Source organism: Thomasclavelia cocleata (genome assembly GCF_900102365.1).
GTDB lineage: Bacteria > Bacillota_I > Bacilli_A > Erysipelotrichales > Coprobacillaceae > Thomasclavelia > Thomasclavelia cocleata.
The window spans coordinates 26,989-48,602 of the sequence record NZ_FOIN01000014.1 but is presented as its reverse complement, the minus strand read 5'-3'; the positions used below and the strand labels follow the sequence as shown (position 1 = coordinate 48,602).

Genomic DNA, 21,614 nt, shown 5'->3' with positions numbered 1-21,614 from the left:
TGCAATTGTTGTAAACATTCCAGTTAAGTTATCATCTCCAGTTTTTACACTTTCACCAAGTTTTACTACTTCTAATCTGCTAATGCTTTAGTCAATGATGCTTCTACAGCTTTTATTTTTGCTTCACTTGCATTTGGACCTTCAAATACCGCTTTTGCTTTTAACACTTCTGCATCTAATACTTTTAATGATTCAGCACTATAATTAGCTCGATTAATACCATTTGCTTGATTGATTAAATCACTTAATAAATCTTTATTTAGTTTCAATCTTAAGTTCAAGAACGCTTTTACTAAAACATTATATGTTTCATCTACTTCTACATTACATTGTCATTATATACCGTTTGTGCTTTAGCTAATTCTTTTTCAAATACTATCCAAGTAGTTTCAATATACTTATCTGCTTTTAATTCATTAACTTTATCAATGAATGTTTTTAATGTTGTTTTATCCCCTTTAAAAAATTCTAACATATGCATTGCATTTGCTAAACGAGTAAACACTCCGTCCACTTCTTCTTGAGTTGCACTAGCATATTATATACTGCATTAGCTTCATCTCTTGTTACAATAAATTCATCAGCTACCACTAGGATTAATTTTACTAAATCTTTATCTGTAATTGCATTAGCTAAATCTACTTGCTATTTTATCGCTTTCAATTACTTTATCTCCATATAAATAGAATTCATAAATTCTTGCATTATTTTCATTAGCACTACCTAATTTTTTGTTACAATCTAAAATTATCTCCCACAACTGGTGTATCCATGTTGGCATAATAAAGATTTTCTTTATTGTCAGTTACACTATGAATATCTTTCCATTCACCATTTTCTTTAACTTGTATTTAGAAATCTCTTGTAATAAAACTTTCATTTTCTTTTTGAGCACCCAATAATTCTAAAGCATCCACACGATATTTTTGTAGAAATTTACTTCTAGCCAATAATATCCATTATCATCATTACTATTATGGTAACTCCATTTTGTATTTGTATCAAAATCAATTGCTTTATTGGCATTTTCATTATCATTAACAACATGACCTCCTATTGGACTTTGTCTCCATCTTCTTTCAGATTCTACCTCACAATAGACACCCTTGATATTGGCTCGACATCGCCCCCACAGTGGACTTTCACCACCTAGATATATGCCATGCCCAACATCCCAAAAAAAGAAAGCCTACTTTATAATAAAGTTAGCTTTCTTTTATTATTTCAATATCTAACAAAAGCTTTAATAAAGATTATCTTTTCATTATCAACAGGTCTAATTGTATATTTACCTATTGCACTAGGAATAACAAACGTTTCTGCATAATGAACAACAAATGGCTTAAATGCATGACTTGGACTTTCGACAAGCGCTTCTTTACCTTCTACTAAATTTAACATGTGAACACCTTCTTGACAATCATGATAAGTTATTGTAGATGTAGTAACCCTTCTTGTTTCAATAAATTCCAACTCGTGTAAACCAGTTTTTTCTTCTAAATAATCACCATCATAAATAACCTGAATGTTATTGACAAGCTGTTTTTCTACCCATCTAGTTGTGCGATTTTGTTGAATATTTTCAATACCATCATCAAGATGAATTGGTCGTGGTAATCCATCTAATCCTAATCTATTCCAATCCCAAAGTTTAAAAGTGAAAATATATGGAGTTGCACTTATTTCTAATACCATACACCCTGCTGATGAACAATGAATAGTTCCAGCAGGAATTAAAAAATGATCATGTTTTTTAGCAGGAAAATAATTTATATATTTATCCGCATCAAAGATGTGCTTTCCATCTTGAGCTAATTTCAAATCATCAACCATTTCATTAAAATTTATATTTTCTTTAAGCCCTAAATAGATACCTCCACCATCAGCATCTAATATATAATAACTTTCATCTTGAGTATAAGTCATTCCAAAATGGGACTTAATATATTCCATTAAAGGATGCACTTGTAAACTTAAATTTTGTCCCTCAATTGTATCCAAAAAATCAAATCTAATTGGAAACTCCGCTCCAAAACGACAATAATTTTTCATTCCCAATAATTCTATTGGTAAGTACAATACAAGATCCATTGCTGGTATTTCTATACGGGTATTATCATAACGTAAATATAAACTATTTTCTTCAAAAACACCATCAAAACTCCAAGCATAGTTTTTTTCATGAAGATCCAAATTACAATGTTTTTTCATCCATTGTCCACCCCATATACCAGGATCAAAATATGGTACTAATCTAAACGGTTGTTTTACAAGCTGTTTTAATCCTTCTCTTAATGCCAAACCTGTTACCATTTTAGGATGACCTTTTTCATTACTATCAATTAGATAATCAATACTATTAAACATTTTTATTTTATGCTTATCACTAATTCGCCATTCTATAAAATAACCACGTTTTACCTTTTTTAAAATATCTTCATCAAAATTATCACATTTAAAATTAGGCATTCCTTGCCGATATCGTAACTGAATTTCCCAGCGTGCTAAATCACAATAAATATATAAATCACCTGTACTAATTAATCCAGCACCTACACCATAAATTAAAATCTTTTTATCTTTATTGGCTAATAATTGATTTACTTCTACTAATTTATTGTAATCAACAAAATCTTCCATAACACCATAATACATTACTCCCCTTACTCGATCATCGGTAAGGTTCGCTTTCATTTTATCATTAAGTATCTTACTATCATAAAAAATATCTTCACTTTTAATAATGATTTCTGGTTGATATATGCGTTTAATCAATCTAAATATTTCATTATCAACCCCTGGATAACAGTCTACAACCCAACAATGAAGATCTTTATATTTTAATAATTCTTGATAAATTGCTTGCTCGTCGTTAAAAACTTCATGATTATAGCCTATTATTTTTGTTTCTGGAAAACGGTCATAACTCATTTTATAACTCCTTAAATAAATTTAATTTTGATAATGCAAAATATATTCCATCGTGATTGTTATCTTCAGTTACTTGTTTCACTTCTTTTTTTATTTCTAAAGGTGCATTTTTCATTGCAATTCCACACCCTACTATTTTTAGCATTTCTAAATCATTATATTGATCGCCAAAAGCAATTGTATTTTTAATATCAATGTTTAATAAATCACAATATTTTTTAATTGCAAATGCTTTAGAAATATTTTGGTGTGTTATTTCAATAAGTATATTTGATGATTTAACAATTTGACATTCTTTAAACATTATTTTTAATTTTGCTTCTAAATCATTTATATATTCAGGATTACAAATACACAATATTTTATGTACTTTAGATAATTTTTTAATTTCTATTTGATTCCCTTGACGAGATTTGGCTTTAACAATTTGTTCTTCTTTTATGATTCTTGGATCTAAACAATCTTTAACAATCCAATCATCAAACGAATAAACACACCAAGCTATATCAAAATTATTAGCTTCAATATAATTGATAATCTTTAATGCTAACGATGTTTCCATTCCCTGCTCATAAATAATCTCATTTTCATGATTTAAAATCATCCCACCACCATAACAGATCATAGGACAAACTAAATCATTTTCTTCTAAAATTGGATAAATTCCTGATGGACTACGGGCAGATACTATAACAAAAGGTATTTGAATTTTTTTAATTGTAAGAAGTGTTAATGGCGTTATACAATGCTGATCATTAAGTAAAGTTCCATCAACATCACTAAAAACTACCTGATACATTTTATATTCTCCTCTTTTTAAAAAGGATTTATCCTTAAAAGAATAAATCCTTATTTTTTTATACTATCAATAATTTTATTAACATTATTTCTACCATTTTTATAGCCAAGTAAAATCAACATACAAGCAACAATACTTAAAATCATTCCAACTATACCAATAATCTGACAAACAAAACTAGTTGATGGGCCAAAAAGAACAAAAGCGAAGGATATCGAGGAAAGGATAATTGATACTTTTAACCATCTTTTTAAATTATTTAACATTTTTGTTTGAAACTTAATTTCTTCAATATATGATTGTTTTAACTTAGCTTCCATAAACGATTTCTCCTTTAATATGTTAATCCTGGATTAAAGAATCCTATTAATACCCCAATAAAAGCAATAACAACTAATAATAACATAACTTTAATTGGTGACATTTTTCTCTTTGTAAGCAAATACCAGCAGAATAATACAAAGGCTGCGGTTAAAAAACCTGGATAAACACCATCAAGTGTTTTTTGTAATTCTAAAAACGGTTCTTTAGCACCTGTTGCAGTCATTTCAAATGATGTCTTAATAGAAACCCATGTTGCAGCAACTGCTCCAATTACAATTCCACCTAACATTGTAATTGATTCTCTTAAAGCTTTACCTTGATCTCCAACTAGAAAATCAACTGCTTTACCACCTAATTCATATCCTTTAAAATATAAGAACTTCATTCCAAAATAAGCAAATAAATTCCAAACAATAATATAGAAAATTGCTCCTAATGGTGAGCCCCCAGTAGACATTCCCATTGCTACTCCTAATAAAATTGGAATCACTGTCCCAACAATTAATGAATCACCAATCCCTGCTAATGGTCCCATTAAACCAGCACGTAAACCATTAATTGTTTCATCATCAACATCTTCAGCTCCAGAAGCTCGTGCTTCTTCAAGCCCTGCTGTAATTCCTACAATAACAGAACCTATCTGTGGCTCAGTGTTAAAAAATGCTGTATATGTCTTCATTGCATTTTCTTGATCTTCTTTTTTTGGATATAACTCTTCTACAATCGGTAACATTGAACATAAGTATCCAAAAGTCTGCATATGTTCCTGTGAAAAACAAGTTAGGTTTCCATAATACCAATTATGAAATGATTTATTTAGAGTTTTCTTAGTTAATTTCTTTTCCATCTTAAATATCCTCCTCGTCATCATCATCAATATTTGTATTTTCACTAACCATCATTGTTTTACTTAATGTAAGCATTTTAATTTTATAGTTAATTAAAGCAAACATACTTGCAATAATTGTTGCAGATACTAAGTTTATTCCTAAAGCAGCAGCTAAAGTAAAACCAAAGAAAAATGGAACAAAATCAATTGCTTTAGTAACAATTTGTTTTAATAAAATAGCAATCCCTACACATGGTAATAATGATCCAACTGTAAATAATGTTTTCATTGCAATTCCATCCATTGGTAAATATGTTTTAATCAGATCAACCATTGGGGCTCCCATTTTACACATGATCATTGCTGGAATAAATGAACAAATAATATGAGAAATCCATGGTAAAACCATATCAACTACATATAATTTTTTAAAATTACCTTTTTCAACAGCTTTCCATCCAATATGTTGCCATGCCAAGTTGATTGTTGCTGTTCCATAAAATAATACTGTTCCTAATGTTCCTACCATTGTTCCAAAAGATGTTGCTAACGATTGTCCATCACTTGATGCAGCATCTAATCCATAACTTTTTAAAGCAATCATTGCAAGAGGAATTCCAATATAACTAACAGCACGAACATCGGCTGAAACTGTTCCCCCTGGAGTAACTAGAGCAATATAAACAACTTGCATTGCTACCCCAACCAAAATTCCAGTTGCAACATCTCCTAAAATAATACCACAAACTAAACCTCCAACTAGCGGTCTACCCAATGTATAGTTACCAAAAGAAGTTCCTCCTAATCCTGGCATACTTGATAAACAAGCAAATAAACCAAGCAAGGCCGCTTGAATCCAACTAATTTCCATAATAATTATCCCCCTTTATTTTAATAACCAAATTTACTTTTAAAATCATCCCATGTTCCAATAGAAACATCAGGTAATAAAGCAAATTTAATTTTATAACCAGCTTGAGCAATTTTTTCAAATGCATCTGCTTCTTCTTGAGTAATTGATTGATTGTTACCTAGTTTAACCGCTCCTTCACGATCATTACATGGACCAACAATAACTGTATCAATTCCACATTTAAAACCTTGATCAACTAAAATTTTACACATATCTATTGAATTTTTAGTGATTAAAAAATATTGTGTATCACTATCTAAAACCTTTTGTGATTTTTTTTCAAATGCGTCTAATGTCCAAACAAAAGTTTTTTTACCACTAGCAGCTTTATAAGCTGCTTGTAATACATCATTTGATGCTGCTTTATCATTTACAGCAATCAAACCATTACAAGGATATTCACGTGCCCAACGTGTACAAGTCTGACCATGAATCATTCGGTCATCAATACGAATAAATGAAACTGACATATTATTTTCCTCCTTTTAAATATCATCTTCTTCATCAGTTATTATAAAAACTTGTTTTAAACCTTCATGAGCTTCTGATAAGATTTGTTTTACTAATGTATCATTATCAAATGCATCTTTCATCAACACAGTAGTTAATGCTAAAGGTAAATTCATTCCACCAATAACAACAGTACTGTTTAACATCTCTTTTTGGTTCAATACATCCATTGCTATTGTTAACGGTGAACCACCTACAAGATCGCCTAGTAAAATAACCTCATCATCTTGATTAATTACATCTAGTTTATCTAGTAATTCTTTAGCAAAAGCATCAGCATCCATACCATCTTTTAATCCTGCTGATATAATTTCGGGTTTATTCCCAGCAAGCATTGATAAAGCATTTTTCAAACCATTTGCAAATTCTCCATGACTTACTAAAACTACATACTTCATTATCTCTTTTCCCCCTTCCTTTCTAGGACACATTTATTCTAACATCTAAGCGTTTACATTCCATCTGTGACATGTCATATTTTTTTTATAATATTTGTCATATATTTATATGACATTTGTCATAAAAAAAAGTAGCTTGTGCTACTCTTTAAGATATTGGTTTAATTCTTTTTGTAATTTTGTCAATGAAGTATCTAAATCATCATTGTTTAAAATAATTTGATCTACTCTTGTATTAATAAGATCTAGAGCCGATTCATATTTTTTAAATTTACCATGACTTGTTGTATTTTCCATGACTTCATTAAGTAAATTTAAACTTACTTGACTATCACCTGACTCTTCTTTTAATAAATTAATTGTTGTCTTTGATTCAACGACTGTTTTCAAAGGTGATAAACCTTGCGAATATTCAACTAATTTAGCTTGACTCTGTTGATTATATGTAATGATTTTAAGCAAATCCCATGCTAAACTATCATGCTTACTGCGTGAAGATATTCCCATTAGCAAAGTTGAAACTTCACTATTTTCAACATTTTTAGCATGTGTAGGCATTTTTACACAATCCCATTCAAAAAGCGAATATTTTTTTATTTTCCATGGATATGGTTGATATGTTCGATACTGAGAAAGAGGCATTGGTGAAAAAGCTACTTGACCTTTATCAAACTCATTACTACTAACAATATGCCCCTGATTTAAATTATTTATTTTTTGAACAAATGTTATTGATTCTTTTATACTGTCTTGACTTAAATCACATTTTGTACCTTGATCATTAAACATTTGGATTCCATGACTATATATAGAATCTAGCCAATCATAATCATAGCAACCATATTGATCAATAATACCATCATCATTACTATCACGAGTTACTTTTTGACATATCTCATAAAAATCATCTAATGTCCAATCATTATTAGGTATTTCAATTCCTTCTTTTTTTAATAACGTTTTATTTACAAACATCAAGGTTGGATCACACTCATACGGTAATGCATATTGATATCCATTATACATTCCTGCTTCCAGAACACTTTTATAATATTCCTGTTCATCGAAATTTTTATCTTTAAGTATATATGAATTAAGATTTTTTAATGCCCCTATCGAACTTAATAAACTAAAATCTTCTTCTAAAATAATATAAACATCAGGAGTATCACCAGTTAAAATCTTATCTGCTAACCATGATGAATAATCTTCTTTTAAAATACCACTTTCATATTCTACATTAACATTAGGATGAGATTCTTCAAATATTTTAATTGCATTATCTACAATTTGATTACTTTCACCACTTGGAACATCCCAGTTACTACCAGAAAAAACGCCTAGTTTTATAGTAATCTTTTCTGGTTGATAAATGATTGCTACAGTAATACAAACCATCAAAATAAATAAACCAATTATTTTTTTATTCATCACTAATCTCCTTAGTTATCTGCCCAGTTTGTACTGCCCAAATTGCTAATTGTGTACGATCTCTTAAATTTAATTTAGAAAGAATTGAACTTAAATAATTTCTCACTGTTCCTTCAGATAAATATAATTTTTGTGCAATTTCTTTATTTGAAAAACCATAACCAACTTGCTGTATAACTTTCCATTCTGGCTTACTAATTTCATCAATATTTGTTTCATCAACTTGAATAGAATAATTATTTTGTGACATTTTAGAAAACATCCCAAAAACTTTGGTAGCAATATCAGGATTTATCATTCCACCACCACGATAAACTGTTAAAATTGCTTGATATAACTCATCCATGCCCACACCTTTCAACAAATAACCACTTGCACCATACTTCAAAGCACTAAATACAAAATCATCATCATCAAAAGTTGTTAAAATAATAATTTTAGTATTAGGATACTGTTCTTTAACCGCTTTAGTACAAACTACACCGTCCATACGTGGCATACGAATATCCATTAAAATCACATCAACTGATTCCATTTTTAAAATATCTAAAACTTCTAATCCATCAGCAGCAATACTAACAACCTGAATATCTTCATGAGTACCTAAAACAATTTTTAATGATTCTCTTATCAATTCCTGGTCATCTGCTATAACAACTTTAATCATATCTTTCACCTCTTCTTATTGGAATTTTAACTTCTGTTAAAAAACCATCATGTCCATCATATGTAACTTCGCCATTAATAATTGCTACTCTTTCTTGCATTTGCTTTAAACCAAATCCATAATGAATTTCTTTACAGCCAACTCCATCATCTTTTATTTTTAAATACAATAAATTTTCATATTCAAAAATTTCAATATCAATACACTTTGCCCTTCCATGGCGCATTGCATTAGTTATACTTTCTTGAATTATTCGAAATAATATGTCTTCAGTAGTATTTTCTAAATCAAGTTTATCAATTTGATAATCCAAAGTAATAACTAAATCACTCAAATTTGTGAATTCATCAATCATTGTTTCAATAGCTCCCTTAAAACTATTAGCTTCTAAAGCACCTGGACGTAATTTATTTAGAGAATTACGAACATCACTAATTCCTTGACGAACAACTTTTGAAACAAGTTGTAGTTGCTGTTTGGTTGTTTGAGGATTAATATCAATCATCGCTATACATGCGTCAATCCCAGCCGCAATCCCTGTTAGTGCATGTCCTAAAGTATCATGAATTTCACGTGCAAGTCTTTTTCTTTCATTATTTTCACCAATCTTTTCAGTAATAACTGCATAATTTTGCAATTCTTGATTTACTTGATTAATCATATTTAATTCTTTAGAAATATTTTCATTTTCTTGAATTTGATCAGCAATATATAATACTGTAGAGGCAACAAATAATAATATATTTAATGTCTCTAACAAATTTTTGCTTACCATTAACATACCTGTCATTGAGGCTTCACAAGCTTCAAAATAAGCCTGAGGATCAGGGATAGAAATAAACATCGAAAAAATATCATAATTAGAAATTAAATATATTATTACTAATGCTAATAAAAACCATTTTGTTTTTTCATTTTTAAAATGATAAATACAGTCACTAAATACCAATAAAATAATTCCATTATAACTCATATTCAACAAATAAATTATAACAAAGCAAATAACTAATTCCAAAACATTATAAAAAATATGAAATTTATTACTTATAATTTTATTTTCATTGTGACAATAAATCATGAAAACAAGTACTAGGTATAATAAAATTGAAACTAAAAGCACAAAAAGAGGATTTCTAGGAATACTATTAACAGTATCTAAAAAATTTCTCGATAATTGATTTGTAATTATGTATTTTGTTGTAAACAAAAAAACAAACCCATAAAATATAACAATTATTAAATTCAATAAAATCATTAAATATCTAACTGACGATAAAGACTGAAAATAATTTTTATTCATTACTGCCACCCCGTTTTATTAAACTGTGCGATGTTTTCTTTAGTAATAATTTCTACTGGTATAACAATATTTGAACCAATCTCTTTACCTGATAATAAATCATACATATTTTTTGCAGCTATCCTACCTATTGAAATTGGTGATTGTGCTACTGTTCCAGCTACCATTGGACTTTCTTCAATCAATGATTTAATATCAGGAGTTCCATCAACTCCATATACCATCACATCTTCATATCCCATTGATTCCAATGCTGCCAATGCTCCTAAAGCACTAGGATCATTTAATGACATTACAACATCAACCTCTGGTGTTTCTTTTAAAATTCTTTGCATAACTGGCATTGCTTTTTCTAATTGTCCCTTACATTCTCCTTGATTAATAATTATATATTCTGAATGAGCATCAATTGTATCTAAAAAACCTTCAATTCTTTGTTTTGCAGATAGAGCCGTTGTATGTTTTAGTAATACTATATTAGCACTTTTCAATTTACTCATCATATCTTTTGCACATTGTACACCAGCATTATAATTATCTGAAACTACTGTACAATTGACCAAATCTATATTTGTAACTGGTGCATCGACTGTAATAATTGGAATATGCGCTTTTTTAGCAGCTTTCAGTGCTGGTTCAATTTTTTTAGCATCAATTGGATTAATAAATATTCCATCTACCTTTTGTTCAATAAATGAATAAATCTGTTCATTTTGCTTATCAATATCTAATTGAGGATCTAGTGTAATTAATCGATCACCATTTTTCTCAATATTTTTTTTCAATTCATTATTAATTATTTCATAAAAAGGATTATTCATCGTCATATATGTAACACCAAATACCCTATGACCATTTATTGGCATAAAATAAAATAAATAAGCAATAATAAATACAATTATAGTAAGTAAAGTTATGATTGACAAAAAAATTTTTCGATTAAATTGCAATTTTTATCCCTCCTTATCACCTTTGATATCATTATTTTAACATGTCTATTTACAATAATAAATTATTAAATTAATAATCAAAAAAACTTTGTTAGAATTAAATATTAAAACTTCAAAATATATAAAAGGATGCTTTCTTTCATTTAAGAAAACATCCAATTATGTAATTTTTATTGTTTTTCTTTTCTTTTCAATACTGCATATCCAGCTACACTTAATAATGCAATTGTTGCAAACATTCCAATTAAGCTTTCATCACCTGTTTTTACACTTGTAGTATCTCCGTTACTTACTCGTGTTTTTACTGTGTTACCAGTTGTTACTGTTTGTAACCCTACGATTGCTTTTGCTAAAACATCTTTTGCATTATCTACTTCTTCTTGAGTGGCATTTGGATTTTCATATACTGCTTTTGCTTCACTTAATGCATCACTTACTACTTTATATGATGCCTTTGTATAATTTGCACTATCTAATCCTTCTGCCTTATTGATTAATTCTTCTAATAAACTCTTATCTGGAATTAATCTTAAGTTCAAAAATGCTGTTACTAATTCTTTGTGTGCATTATTTACTTCTTCTTGCATTGCATTTTCATCATTATATACAGAATTAGCTTCATTTAATTCTGTTTCAAATGCTGTCCATGTAGCTTCTGTATACTTAGTTGAATCTAATCCACTAACTTTATCGATAAATGCTTTCAATGCTGTTTTATCGCCTTTTACAAAGTCTAACATATGCATTACATTTGTAAGTCGATCAAAAGCTGCATTTACATCTGCTTGAGAAGCTCCTACATTATTGTAAACTTCATTAGCTTCCTGTAATGCCACTTTGAATTCTTCTACTACTGCTGGTACTACATTTTCTAAATCTTCATCGGTGATTGCATTAGCTAAATCAATTGCAATTTTTAATGCTGTTTTGTTGATATTATTGATTGGAATTAAATTTTCAATAGCTAACTGTAAATTTAAATATGCTGTATCAATTTCTTTTTGACTACTATCATCATTACTCAATACTTCTTTAGCATTTGCTAATACCTTCAAGTATTCTTGATAACTAACATATGTATAATCTTTTTCATCATATGTTTTAGCTTCTAAATCAGCTAAAGCTTTATTTGAACGAGTTATTACTTTTACAGTTGTTGCAACACCATTTGCAATTGTTCCTGTTACGTTATAAGTATCTGGCACATTAACATCAATTGTATCTAAAGTCCATGTAATTTCTGCCATTTCTTTTTTATTTAAATTATCATCACCAGCAACTGTTACCATTGTTGGTAAAAGTGCTTTGATATCTTCTAAATCGGCATTGATAGATGGGTATAGATCTGGTATTTTAGATGTTATTTGAGTTATTGGTGTATCTGTTGTAACATAGAAATTTTGATATTTAGCATTTGTATTAAATATTCCTAAACCTACATAACCTTCATCATATTGACGATCAGATTCACTAATTACATGATTTATATATTCTACACCATTTACTAATGCAATAATTTTATTATCATCAACATTAATTTCTATATGATATTTATTATCAGGTGCTAATACTAGATTATCTGTACTTGTAAATGTATAATCATCTTTAAAATCAAATAGGCGTACTGTATTTCCATTTAATTGTAATGAATAACATCCATCCCATACATTTTTTGTTTGTGACTGGAAAATAAAATTTAATATACCTGTTTGATATGTAGTATCAATTTCATATTTAAATTTATCTGTACTAATTTTATTAGCAAACATGAATCCATTGTCATTATGACTTGCTATATATGTTTCATCATCAACATACCAGTTACCACCTATAGTCTCAAAATAGCTTAAGTTTGTTTTAAAATTATTTTCATAAATATGAACAAAACATTTTTTTGTAATATTTGGATTTTGTTTAGTTGCAACAGTGATTGTTGCTTCACCAGCTTTCAATGCTTTTAATGTAGCTTGACTGCCATTTTGTTCTAACGAAATAACATCATTATCATCAACTGTATAAATTAAATCTTGAGATAATTCAGCTGGTGAAACCCAGCTATTTAATGTAAACTCATCACCTACATAGCCACTTATATTAGTTTTATCAATTCCTACAGATAGAGGTTTAGTTGGTGTTAATTTATCTGTCCAAATTGTTTTCATTGGATATATTGTAATATCTCCAGTAGCATCACCATCTATACTATAAATACTTAAACCTTTACATACTGGACTAGCAAAAATTTGCATTGCTCCTGCAACTGTATAATCATTTGTAAATACTTCTACAGAACTGCGATCAACATAAACATGTAAATCAATTGAACCATCTGTATTCAACTCAACATTTTGACTACATACATTAAGTCGTTCACCTTCAACAACAATAACTCCTGATTTTAAACGATCAATAGTTAACTGCTTATTTTCTAGATTATATTTAATAACTGTTTCTTGATCATAACCTGTTCTAACTTTAAAACCTACTTCACTACATGTACTATCTGGTTTTAAATTTGCAACAATTTCATAACTATCACCACTAAAATTATTTAATGGATTATTTGTTTCATTAATAGTAACATCATTTAATTCAACTTTATTTTCTTCATCTCTTAATGTTTTATATTCATTAATAGGTGTTTGTGTCAAATAATATTTTCCATCACTATCTTTTTTAATTCCCATTTTTAACTGTAAATTAAATGTTCCATTAAAAATAGTATTACCATTAGCATTAGGAATTGCATTATTAAAACCACTATCCCAAGTATTCATCCAATTTATTGCAATAATATCTTGAGCTTTAAAATTTTCTGCAGTTCCAAAATCACCCATATAATATGTCATTGCTGCATATGAATCAGGACCAAAGTTCATAATTCCATCATTATCTTCATTTCCCATTCCATTAGCATTAGTACTTGCATATTGTTCATCAGGGACAAAAGACCATTTACCATTAACTTGTTTAAAATCACCTATTTTATATTTTCTTCCTCCACGATCTAAAACCCATTTAACTTCGCCTGTCTCTTGATTATTTTCATCTTTAACTACTAATGGATATAAATCTGGACATTCAGTATGTAAATCTCCATAAACCGATTCAACTTGCCAATTAACTAAATCATCTGATGAATATATTCTTAGTGGTCCTCCAGCTATTACCATAAACCACTTATTTTCATATCTAAATACTTTTGGATCTCTAAATGCGGTATTTTTTAAAGAATCATCTGTCCAATTAATCAATACCTTTCCTTCATCATATTTATGGAAAGTTTCACCGTCTTTACTATATGCAGCTGTTATTTTTTGTACATCTCCACCATTACCACCATTAGAAGTAATAAAGAAGACAATTCCTTCCTCACCTTCATGAAATATTGCTGGTGCTGTTTCATGATTGGCAATTACTGCACAACCTGAATACATTGTTCCATATTCATCTGGATAAAATTGAATTGGTTGTTCTTCCCAGCGAATCAAATCTGTGCTTGTCGCATAAGCCCAATGCATTGGTCCCCAATTTGGTGAATCATAGTATTGATAAAATAAATGATATTTTCCTTTATAATATATCATCCCGTTAGGATCATTAGCCCATCCATCTTTTACAGAATAATGATACTGACCACGATAATCTTCATTGTAGTATGATTCATCAACTTGCATTCGATGAACACGGATTCGATATAAAACTTTTGCATTTCCGTTTCTTACTGTTAATGTATAAGTTTGTAAATCTTTTATAACTGGTAAATTATTAATATCGACAATTTCTCCATTTTCATTAGTCGCAACAATTTCACTATCATTTTTAATTTCTGGAATTAAACTTACTGCAGTAGTACTATTTGTAACATATGTAATATAAACATATTGCCCCTTTGAAAATGCAATTTGTTTATCAACTTTACCATTAATACTTTCAACACTCAAATTATCTAATTGAGGTGAATTAGTATCATCTATAGGTGTATATTCAATATTTTGATATGTTACATTGCCATTCCATGTAAGTAAACCAAACTTACCATTTGTAAGAGCATCATTTTGTCCATAATGAGAATCTTCATTACGATCATTCATTGTATAATCAGCTGTATTTATTACAAGCTGACCATTAATATAATAAACAATATGTTTATCAATAACAGTTATTTTTAAATGATACTCATCATTTTCATCTAATGCTATAAATTGTGATTTAGCTAAATCATAATTATCATCTTGCCCAAATTTAAATAGCCTTGCTTCTCCACTTGCACCATTAATATTTGCTACATACATACTTTTATTATTTAAATCTTCACTTGCTCTAAACACTAATGATGCTGCGCCACAACGTTCGTTAAACTTAACATCTGCTTCATAAACAAAATTATCTCCATCTGTTTCACTTAATAAAAACACATCATTTACTCCATTAGAATTTCCTGTAATTCCAATATCACTAATTCGATAATTATCATTTTCTTTAATACCATCTAAGTTTGTCTTTAAATTATCAGAATTATTAGTATCTGTAATTTTAATATTACTAAATAAAGCACTACTATCAAATGTCAATAATCCTATATATCCACCACTCCAATTATCAACTTTACCTGTTTTAATAACTTCATTAGTAACATTATTTGATAACTTAAAAATATAATTACCCATTTCATCAAATTCAATATACATATGAACTGTATCACTAAAATCAATTGAACTAGCCTCATCATTTATAATGTAAGCGTAATTTGTAACACCATTTTCTACTTTAAATAATCGAACACGATTTTGTGTTTCCTCTATATTAAAACTAAGCGCATACCATGAATTAGTAACATTTTCTTGATCTGTAACTCCTATTACTAATCCTGCACTAATCCCATTAATAAGTTTTACATCCCCTTCATAAATAAAGCAGTTATATTTATTTTCTTCATTTAATAAAGCGTGATGATCATCATTATTTTTTTTGCTCAACATGACACCATCTTCATTTGATGTAACTTCACCATTACTTTTAGAAACAAAATTTGATAATTCTCTTGTTTCTAATTTGCTTTCAAATGTTCCATCAGGAACATCCGTTTTTTCATCTGGCATATTAAATGCATTTACAAATGTTAGATTTGTAAAAAACATTGAAAAAACTAATATAAAACTCAATACTTTCTTTATCATATTTTTCCCCTTTCTTTTTAGAAATCGCTTACATGGTTATTATATAATTATTAGTTTGATTAGTAATGTATAATATGTAACATTTTTACATGACAAATGTCACACAAAATAATATTTTTTATAATAGTACAATAATTAAAATAAAAAAATGGAAGATTACTCCTCCACCTTATCTAAACCAAATTAGATAAAATTATTTCACATTTTTTACTCCCCTATTAATAGTATAATTTTTTAGATATTTATATTCTATTTATAATATTTTTGAAAGGAAAGAAAAGTTTATTTTATATATAATATTACATATTTATCCATTATTTTTTTAAATTAGACATTTTACTACACTATCCATACAAGTTTAGTTAGCCATAATTATTATTTAATATCTTGCATCATTAGCATCAAATTATCAGTGCAGTAAATAAAAGCAATTAAATATTCATTTACTTTTTAAACAATACTTAATATCCCTTATCAGCCCCAATTATTATAACTCAAGTTTTAAACTCTTAAATCTAAGTCACTGTTTCATCATTAAATATCCTAATAATAATTTTATAAATATTCATCTATATAACACTATTTATTATAACTTTATATCACTTTCTTGACCATAATATAGCATAATTAAAATAATAAAAAAAGATAGATGAAATTTAACTTTTACAAAAATTTTATATTTATAAATATAAAAGATTACTAACATATATTTTATTAGTAACCTAAATATTCCTCATTATTTCTTTTGAAATATTATTGATTTCAATTTCATTTTTTAATGAAATAACATTATTTCCACATAAAAACAATAATACAAATTAACCATAACCAAATCTACTTATGTAAAGAATATTAAAAAAATAGTGATGATCTTTTAGAATTCTATCAAATTCATAAAAATTCTACCTACTTAATTTCTAAAAAATACCCCTTTACAATATATATTACTTTCTCTATTGATACCTCTTAAAATCCTATAATTAAAAATTTAACAAAATAATACAAGTTCTTCAAAAAAAGAGGTTGAAAACGAATCTTAATCTTTAAAAAAGATCATTTCGTTACAGCCTCTTTCTTTTGGATATATCACTTGGATATTATATTAAGACTACTCAACGTTTAATGGTTCATCATTATTAATTGATTCCCCATCTTTAGTAGTCACAACGTAATAAACTGAAGAAGTTTCTGGTGTAAAATAAATGTTTAACGTATCAATAGTAGATATTTTAACTCCCTTTGCCTTAACGTCCTCTTTTACCATTTTTTCAATTTCAGTTGTATTAGCGTTTTTGCCTCTATACTGGACTTCAAATATTGATTTCATTTCTAAATCTATCCCCCGTTTCTACAATTCATATAATATCACAAAAATTAATAATATGCAAATTTTATAGTTAATATCGCATATTTTTAAATTACTCGTATAAAATAAAAATGTTTTTATAATTTTTTTTAGCGAAAAATAAGAGCTTTTAGCCCAAAAGATAAATAAAAGATTTTTCTTCAATATAACAATCTTATTTACAATCATATTATCAATATTAAGACTTTCATCACCTAGATTTTGACATACTGGATGAAAATAGCTACTAATTAAATAGCAGCTATTTTAAAGATAAATTATTAGTCTTTTTTCTTTTTAAATACTATCACACCACTTGCAAAAGCCAATAATCCTGTAAATGCAAACGGAACAACCATGCTGTTATCACCAGTTTTTAATGCTGATGATTCACCATTGTTAACTACTTTAACATCTGATGATGGAACTTGAACATTTGAAACATCTTTTGTTACTAGTTTATCTAATACACCTTGTAATGCTATTTGTGCACTTTCTACTTCTTCTTTTGTTGCTTCAGAATTATTTAATACTGCATTTGCTTTTGCTACTTCAGCATCTACTGCTTTTAATGATTCTGATGTGTAGTTAGCTCTATTTAGTCCATTTGCTTTATTGATTAAATCTTGTAATAGATCTTTATTTGGTTTTAATCTTAAGTTAACAAATGCTCTTACTAATTCACTATATACTTCATCTACTTCCTCCTGCATTGCATTTTCGTTACCTAATACTCCATTTGCTTTTTCTAATACTGGTAACATTGCATTCCAAGACGATTCGATATATTTATCTGATTCTAATCCATTGATTTGATCAACTTGTTTTTGTAATAATTCTTTATTTCCTTTAAAGAATTCTAACATATGCATTGCATTTGCTAATCTAGTAAATGCATCATCAATTTCTTCTTGTGTTGCTCTTGCATTAGCATAAACTGTTTGAGCGTTTTCTAATGCTGCGTTGAATTCTTCTACTACTGCTGGTACTACATTTTCTAAGCTTGCACTTTCTGCCATTTCAATAGCAATTTCTAATGCTGTTTTATTAGTATTATTAGGTACTAATAACGTTAATACTTCAGCATATTTTCCTTGTAAATCTGTTTTGGCACCATCTACAACAGATTGAGCTAATTTATGAGTTAAATTAACATTTTCAGCAGTTTTTAATAAATCTTTTAATTCACTAAGCACACTAGCTGCATCATTCCAAGATTCAGCAGTAAATTCATCTTCATTTAAAGATTTTGCTTTTTCAATCATTTCATTTAAAGCTGTTTTATCTGCATCTTCAACAATAGAATCATACTCAATACCATATCCTAATTCATACACATTTTCATCAGTTGAATATACTTTAGAACCAGACACATATTTTGGAACATCAACTGGTAATTTACCTGTAGCACCAAATGTTCCTAATACAACTTCAGTACCTGCAGTTAAGTTAGGACTAAACGCTGCAGTTGCACCAACTGTACCACCACCAAATGACTCAGTAATATCTAAGCCTAAACTAGTTGTACCATATACTGCTAAAATACCATCAGCATTTGGGAATGCTTGTACATCATAAGGATGATTTAATGAAATAACAACTGTTTGTTTTCCATTATCTTTACAATATTGAGTAAATAACTGTGGACATGCCACTAAATATCCATCAATTCCACCAGCACTACTGATTTCTGATGCATGAACAAGAACAGTACCCCAATCTAAAACATCTTTATTTGTACCTGCAAAATTAGTACCATCAGAATTTATAGCACTATTAACTTTATCATTTAATCCAGTCCAATTATAATGTTGTAAAATCTTATAATCTGCACCTTCTGGAATAATTCCTGCTTGTTTAGCTCTTTGCCAAGCTAAAACAAAACGATTATTATTTCTTGAATAAGTTGATGCAAATACCACTTTTGAATCACTAGTTAATTTAAGTGGTAATACATTATTTTCATTTTTCACAACAGTAACTGCATTAGCAGAAATCAATCTTTCTGTTTCACGATTTTCAACAGAACCAACAACACTTGAAGCAATTGCTTTCTTTTCTTCTAGTGTAGTTGTATCATTAACTAAATCCATTACACCTCTGTTATATTTGCAAATTAAAATTCTTTCAACAGATTCATCCAACTCTTCTACTGATAATTTAATTCCATTATAACCATCTTCTTTAGTATAAGCATCTACAAACGCATTAACTAATGGAATTAATTTGGATTCCATATCAGCCATAGAAGACATATCAGTAAATGGTATATCTAAAATATCAACCCCAGCTTTAACAGCTAATAAGTTTCTTTCATTTGTATCAAAATAATCAGCCACACCTTGCATTGTCATAGAATCAGTTACAATGACACCATCAAAATTCATTTCATCTCTTAATAAGTCAGTCAAAATCTCTCTAGATAATGTAGCTGGCGGACTCATTAACTCATCTTTTTTATCAGAATAAATTTCTTCTGTTACAATATTTGGGAATTGGATATGAGCTGTCATCACCATATCTGTTCCTGCATCAATTGCTGCCTGGAAAGGCACTAACTCTGTTGCATATAATTCTTCTTTAGTAGCAGGAACTGAAGGTAAACCTGTATGAGAATCAGTTGCTACATTTCCATGCCCTGGAAAATGTTTAGCAGCAGTTGCCACATTATTATTTTGAACACCTTCAATATAAGCAGAAACAAATCTAGCAGCTAATTGTGGATTACTACTAAATGAACGTAATCCAATAACAGGATTATTAGGATTATTATTTACATCAGCATCAGGTGCAAAGTTAACATTTACACCAACTGCATTCAATTCACTACCAATAATATTACCTGCTTTAACAGCATTTTCTATGTCACCACTAGCACCTAAAGCCATATTACCAGGTAAAGCAGTTCCACCAGTTAAACGATATACAATTCCACCTTCTTGATCAGTAGCAATTAATAATGGAATACTGTTTCCACCTAAAGTTTCATCCATTGCTGCTCTTTGTAAACCATCTGTTAATTCTACATTTATTTTTGCATCAGAATTAAAGTTAGCAGCAAATAAAATTACACTACCAATATCATATTTACCAATAATTTCATAAATTTCATCATTAATATTTTGGACTGCTGAGATTCTTGTACCATCCCTCATTGTCCATCCACTTCTAAATGACAACATTATTTTTTGTCCAATCTTTTCTTCTAATGTCATTTTACTTACAAGTGCTTTTGCTTTTTCAGCATTTTCAGATGCACTAACATTAGAAATTTGTACACTAAATATAGTTGTAAAAACCATAAATAAAGCCATAATTAGTGAAATAATTTTCTTTTTCCCTAACCTTTTCATTTTTATCTCCTCGTATTTACCTTTCCTCAAAAACTAAACAAATATTATACTCTAAAAAAACTATTCAAATATAAACAAGATCCCCATCCCTTTTATTTTCACACTCCTTACTTCTATATTTTGTTTATACTTGATTAAAAACTGTAAACAAATGCTACTTCTTTAAAAAGAAAACCCAAGTAAAGTAAGCAAAAAATATTTTTGCTTTAATCAATACTCGGGTCATGCCTAATTTAATAGTAACACCTTGCCTATATTTTTATTTTAAATACTTACATAAATAATGTCAATATTAACCATAAAATAAAATTAAATAAATGTTGTTAAATATTACCATTTACATCTACTAAAAAAACCATAAGATAGATTTTATAAACTATTTTGCCATTTTTATTAGTAAATAAATTATAATAACACAACCATTTACAGTATTACATGATGTTTATTTTATTAGTTTAGATATTATTCCTAGCTGTGCCATAAAAGTTGGTTAATTATATAAAGAAACTAGTGTTATTTTAACTAATATCTCTGCTACATCCACATATGAAACGATCCACAAGATTCCAATATTAGAATTATCTATTCTTTTCCACCTAAAACTGCAAATCTACTTTATATTTGAGTACAAACAATAGTAATTAAATTTAAAATAAATTTCTGTAAGAAACAATTTAAAAATCC

At 28.4% G+C, this 21,614-nt stretch carries 17 protein-coding genes; all 17 read right to left on the bottom strand.

Annotation, left to right across the window (positions count from 1 at the left end; genetic code table 11):
* Positions 1-71 precede the first annotated feature (71 nt).
* A complete protein-coding gene (locus BMW96_RS06920; protein ID WP_143050719.1) occupies positions 72-269 on the bottom strand; it encodes a hypothetical protein in 198 nt (65 codons plus the stop codon).
* Positions 270-319: 50 nt separating this feature from the next.
* Positions 320-505, bottom strand: a complete 186-nt coding sequence (locus tag BMW96_RS06915) for a hypothetical protein (RefSeq protein WP_092353859.1) — start codon at positions 503-505, stop codon at positions 320-322.
* 123 nt (positions 506-628) lie between these two features.
* Positions 629-781 (bottom strand): hypothetical protein, encoded by a 153-nt coding sequence (locus BMW96_RS14100; RefSeq protein WP_157796038.1) that lies wholly within the window; start codon positions 779-781, stop codon positions 629-631.
* Between the two features lie 443 nt (positions 782-1,224).
* Positions 1,225-2,931: a class I mannose-6-phosphate isomerase gene (locus BMW96_RS06910; RefSeq protein WP_092353857.1), complete on the bottom strand. Its 1,707-nt coding sequence runs from the start codon at positions 2,929-2,931 to the stop codon at positions 1,225-1,227.
* A 1-nt stretch (position 2,932) separates the two neighbouring features.
* The gene (locus tag BMW96_RS06905) at positions 2,933-3,730 is read right to left on the bottom strand and encodes a Cof-type HAD-IIB family hydrolase (RefSeq protein WP_092353855.1); all 798 of its coding nucleotides are present in this window, start codon (positions 3,728-3,730) and stop codon (positions 2,933-2,935) included.
* Positions 3,731-3,780: 50 nt separating this feature from the next.
* The gene (locus BMW96_RS06900; protein ID WP_092353853.1) at positions 3,781-4,050 is read right to left on the bottom strand and encodes a hypothetical protein; all 270 of its coding nucleotides are present in this window, start codon (positions 4,048-4,050) and stop codon (positions 3,781-3,783) included.
* A 14-nt stretch (positions 4,051-4,064) separates the two neighbouring features.
* The gene (locus BMW96_RS06895; RefSeq protein ID WP_092353851.1) at positions 4,065-4,901 is read right to left on the bottom strand and encodes a PTS system mannose/fructose/sorbose family transporter subunit IID; all 837 of its coding nucleotides are present in this window, start codon (positions 4,899-4,901) and stop codon (positions 4,065-4,067) included.
* A gap of 1 nt (position 4,902) precedes the next feature.
* Complete coding sequence (locus tag BMW96_RS06890) at positions 4,903-5,754, bottom strand: PTS mannose/fructose/sorbose/N-acetylgalactosamine transporter subunit IIC (protein ID WP_092353849.1); 852 nt, start codon at positions 5,752-5,754, stop codon at positions 4,903-4,905.
* 20 nt (positions 5,755-5,774) lie between these two features.
* Positions 5,775-6,266, bottom strand: coding sequence for a PTS sugar transporter subunit IIB (locus tag BMW96_RS06885; RefSeq protein WP_092353847.1), 492 nt, complete (start codon positions 6,264-6,266; stop codon positions 5,775-5,777).
* A gap of 15 nt (positions 6,267-6,281) precedes the next feature.
* Positions 6,282-6,704 (bottom strand): PTS sugar transporter subunit IIA, encoded by a 423-nt coding sequence (locus BMW96_RS06880; RefSeq protein WP_162207493.1) that lies wholly within the window; start codon positions 6,702-6,704, stop codon positions 6,282-6,284.
* Between the two features lie 141 nt (positions 6,705-6,845).
* Positions 6,846-8,135: an extracellular solute-binding protein gene (locus tag BMW96_RS06875; RefSeq protein ID WP_092353843.1), complete on the bottom strand. Its 1,290-nt coding sequence runs from the start codon at positions 8,133-8,135 to the stop codon at positions 6,846-6,848.
* A complete protein-coding gene (locus BMW96_RS06870; RefSeq protein WP_092353840.1) occupies positions 8,128-8,802 on the bottom strand; it encodes a response regulator transcription factor in 675 nt (224 codons plus the stop codon). The genes BMW96_RS06875 and BMW96_RS06870 overlap by 8 nt, the downstream gene beginning before the upstream one ends.
* The gene (locus BMW96_RS06865) at positions 8,795-10,102 is read right to left on the bottom strand and encodes a sensor histidine kinase (protein ID WP_092353838.1); all 1,308 of its coding nucleotides are present in this window, start codon (positions 10,100-10,102) and stop codon (positions 8,795-8,797) included. The genes BMW96_RS06870 and BMW96_RS06865 overlap by 8 nt, the downstream gene beginning before the upstream one ends.
* Positions 10,102-11,052, bottom strand: a complete 951-nt coding sequence (locus BMW96_RS06860; RefSeq protein WP_092353836.1) for a sugar ABC transporter substrate-binding protein — start codon at positions 11,050-11,052, stop codon at positions 10,102-10,104. Before BMW96_RS06860 ends, BMW96_RS06865 begins: the two co-directional genes overlap by 1 nt.
* A 170-nt stretch (positions 11,053-11,222) precedes the next feature.
* On the bottom strand, positions 11,223-16,232 hold the full coding sequence (locus BMW96_RS06855; protein WP_092353834.1) for a GH32 C-terminal domain-containing protein: 5,010 nt from the start codon (positions 16,230-16,232) through the stop codon (positions 11,223-11,225).
* Positions 16,233-17,340: 1,108 nt separating this feature from the next.
* Positions 17,341-17,559, bottom strand: a complete 219-nt coding sequence (locus tag BMW96_RS06850) for a DUF6465 family protein (protein ID WP_092353832.1) — start codon at positions 17,557-17,559, stop codon at positions 17,341-17,343.
* A 299-nt stretch (positions 17,560-17,858) separates the two neighbouring features.
* Positions 17,859-20,930, bottom strand: coding sequence for a glycoside hydrolase family 3 N-terminal domain-containing protein (locus tag BMW96_RS06845; RefSeq protein WP_092353830.1), 3,072 nt, complete (start codon positions 20,928-20,930; stop codon positions 17,859-17,861).
* Positions 20,931-21,614 lie beyond the last annotated feature (684 nt).

Coding starts and splice junctions, on each gene's coding strand:
- BMW96_RS06865 (WP_092353838.1), bottom strand. CDS start 10,102: ATGAATAAAAATTATTTTCAGTCTTTATCGTCAGTTAGATATTTAATG.
- BMW96_RS06875 (WP_092353843.1), bottom strand. CDS start 8,135: ATGAATAAAAAAATAATTGGTTTATTTATTTTGATGGTTTGTATTACT.
- BMW96_RS06895 (WP_092353851.1), bottom strand. CDS start 4,901: ATGGAAAAGAAATTAACTAAGAAAACTCTAAATAAATCATTTCATAAT.
- BMW96_RS06850 (WP_092353832.1), bottom strand. CDS start 17,559: ATGAAATCAATATTTGAAGTCCAGTATAGAGGCAAAAACGCTAATACA.
- BMW96_RS06855 (WP_092353834.1), bottom strand. CDS start 16,232: ATGATAAAGAAAGTATTGAGTTTTATATTAGTTTTTTCAATGTTTTTT.
- BMW96_RS06900 (WP_092353853.1), bottom strand. CDS start 4,050: ATGGAAGCTAAGTTAAAACAATCATATATTGAAGAAATTAAGTTTCAA.
- BMW96_RS06910 (WP_092353857.1), bottom strand. CDS start 2,931: ATGAGTTATGACCGTTTTCCAGAAACAAAAATAATAGGCTATAATCAT.
- BMW96_RS06885 (WP_092353847.1), bottom strand. CDS start 6,266: ATGTCAGTTTCATTTATTCGTATTGATGACCGAATGATTCATGGTCAG.
- BMW96_RS06870 (WP_092353840.1), bottom strand. CDS start 8,802: ATGATTAAAGTTGTTATAGCAGATGACCAGGAATTGATAAGAGAATCA.
- BMW96_RS06845 (WP_092353830.1), bottom strand. CDS start 20,930: ATGAAAAGGTTAGGGAAAAAGAAAATTATTTCACTAATTATGGCTTTA.
- BMW96_RS06880 (WP_162207493.1), bottom strand. CDS start 6,704: ATGAAGTATGTAGTTTTAGTAAGTCATGGAGAATTTGCAAATGGTTTG.
- BMW96_RS06890 (WP_092353849.1), bottom strand. CDS start 5,754: ATGGAAATTAGTTGGATTCAAGCGGCCTTGCTTGGTTTATTTGCTTGT.
- BMW96_RS06905 (WP_092353855.1), bottom strand. CDS start 3,730: ATGTATCAGGTAGTTTTTAGTGATGTTGATGGAACTTTACTTAATGAT.
- BMW96_RS14100 (WP_157796038.1), bottom strand. CDS start 781: ATGCCAACATGGATACACCAGTTGTGGGAGATAATTTTAGATTGTAAC.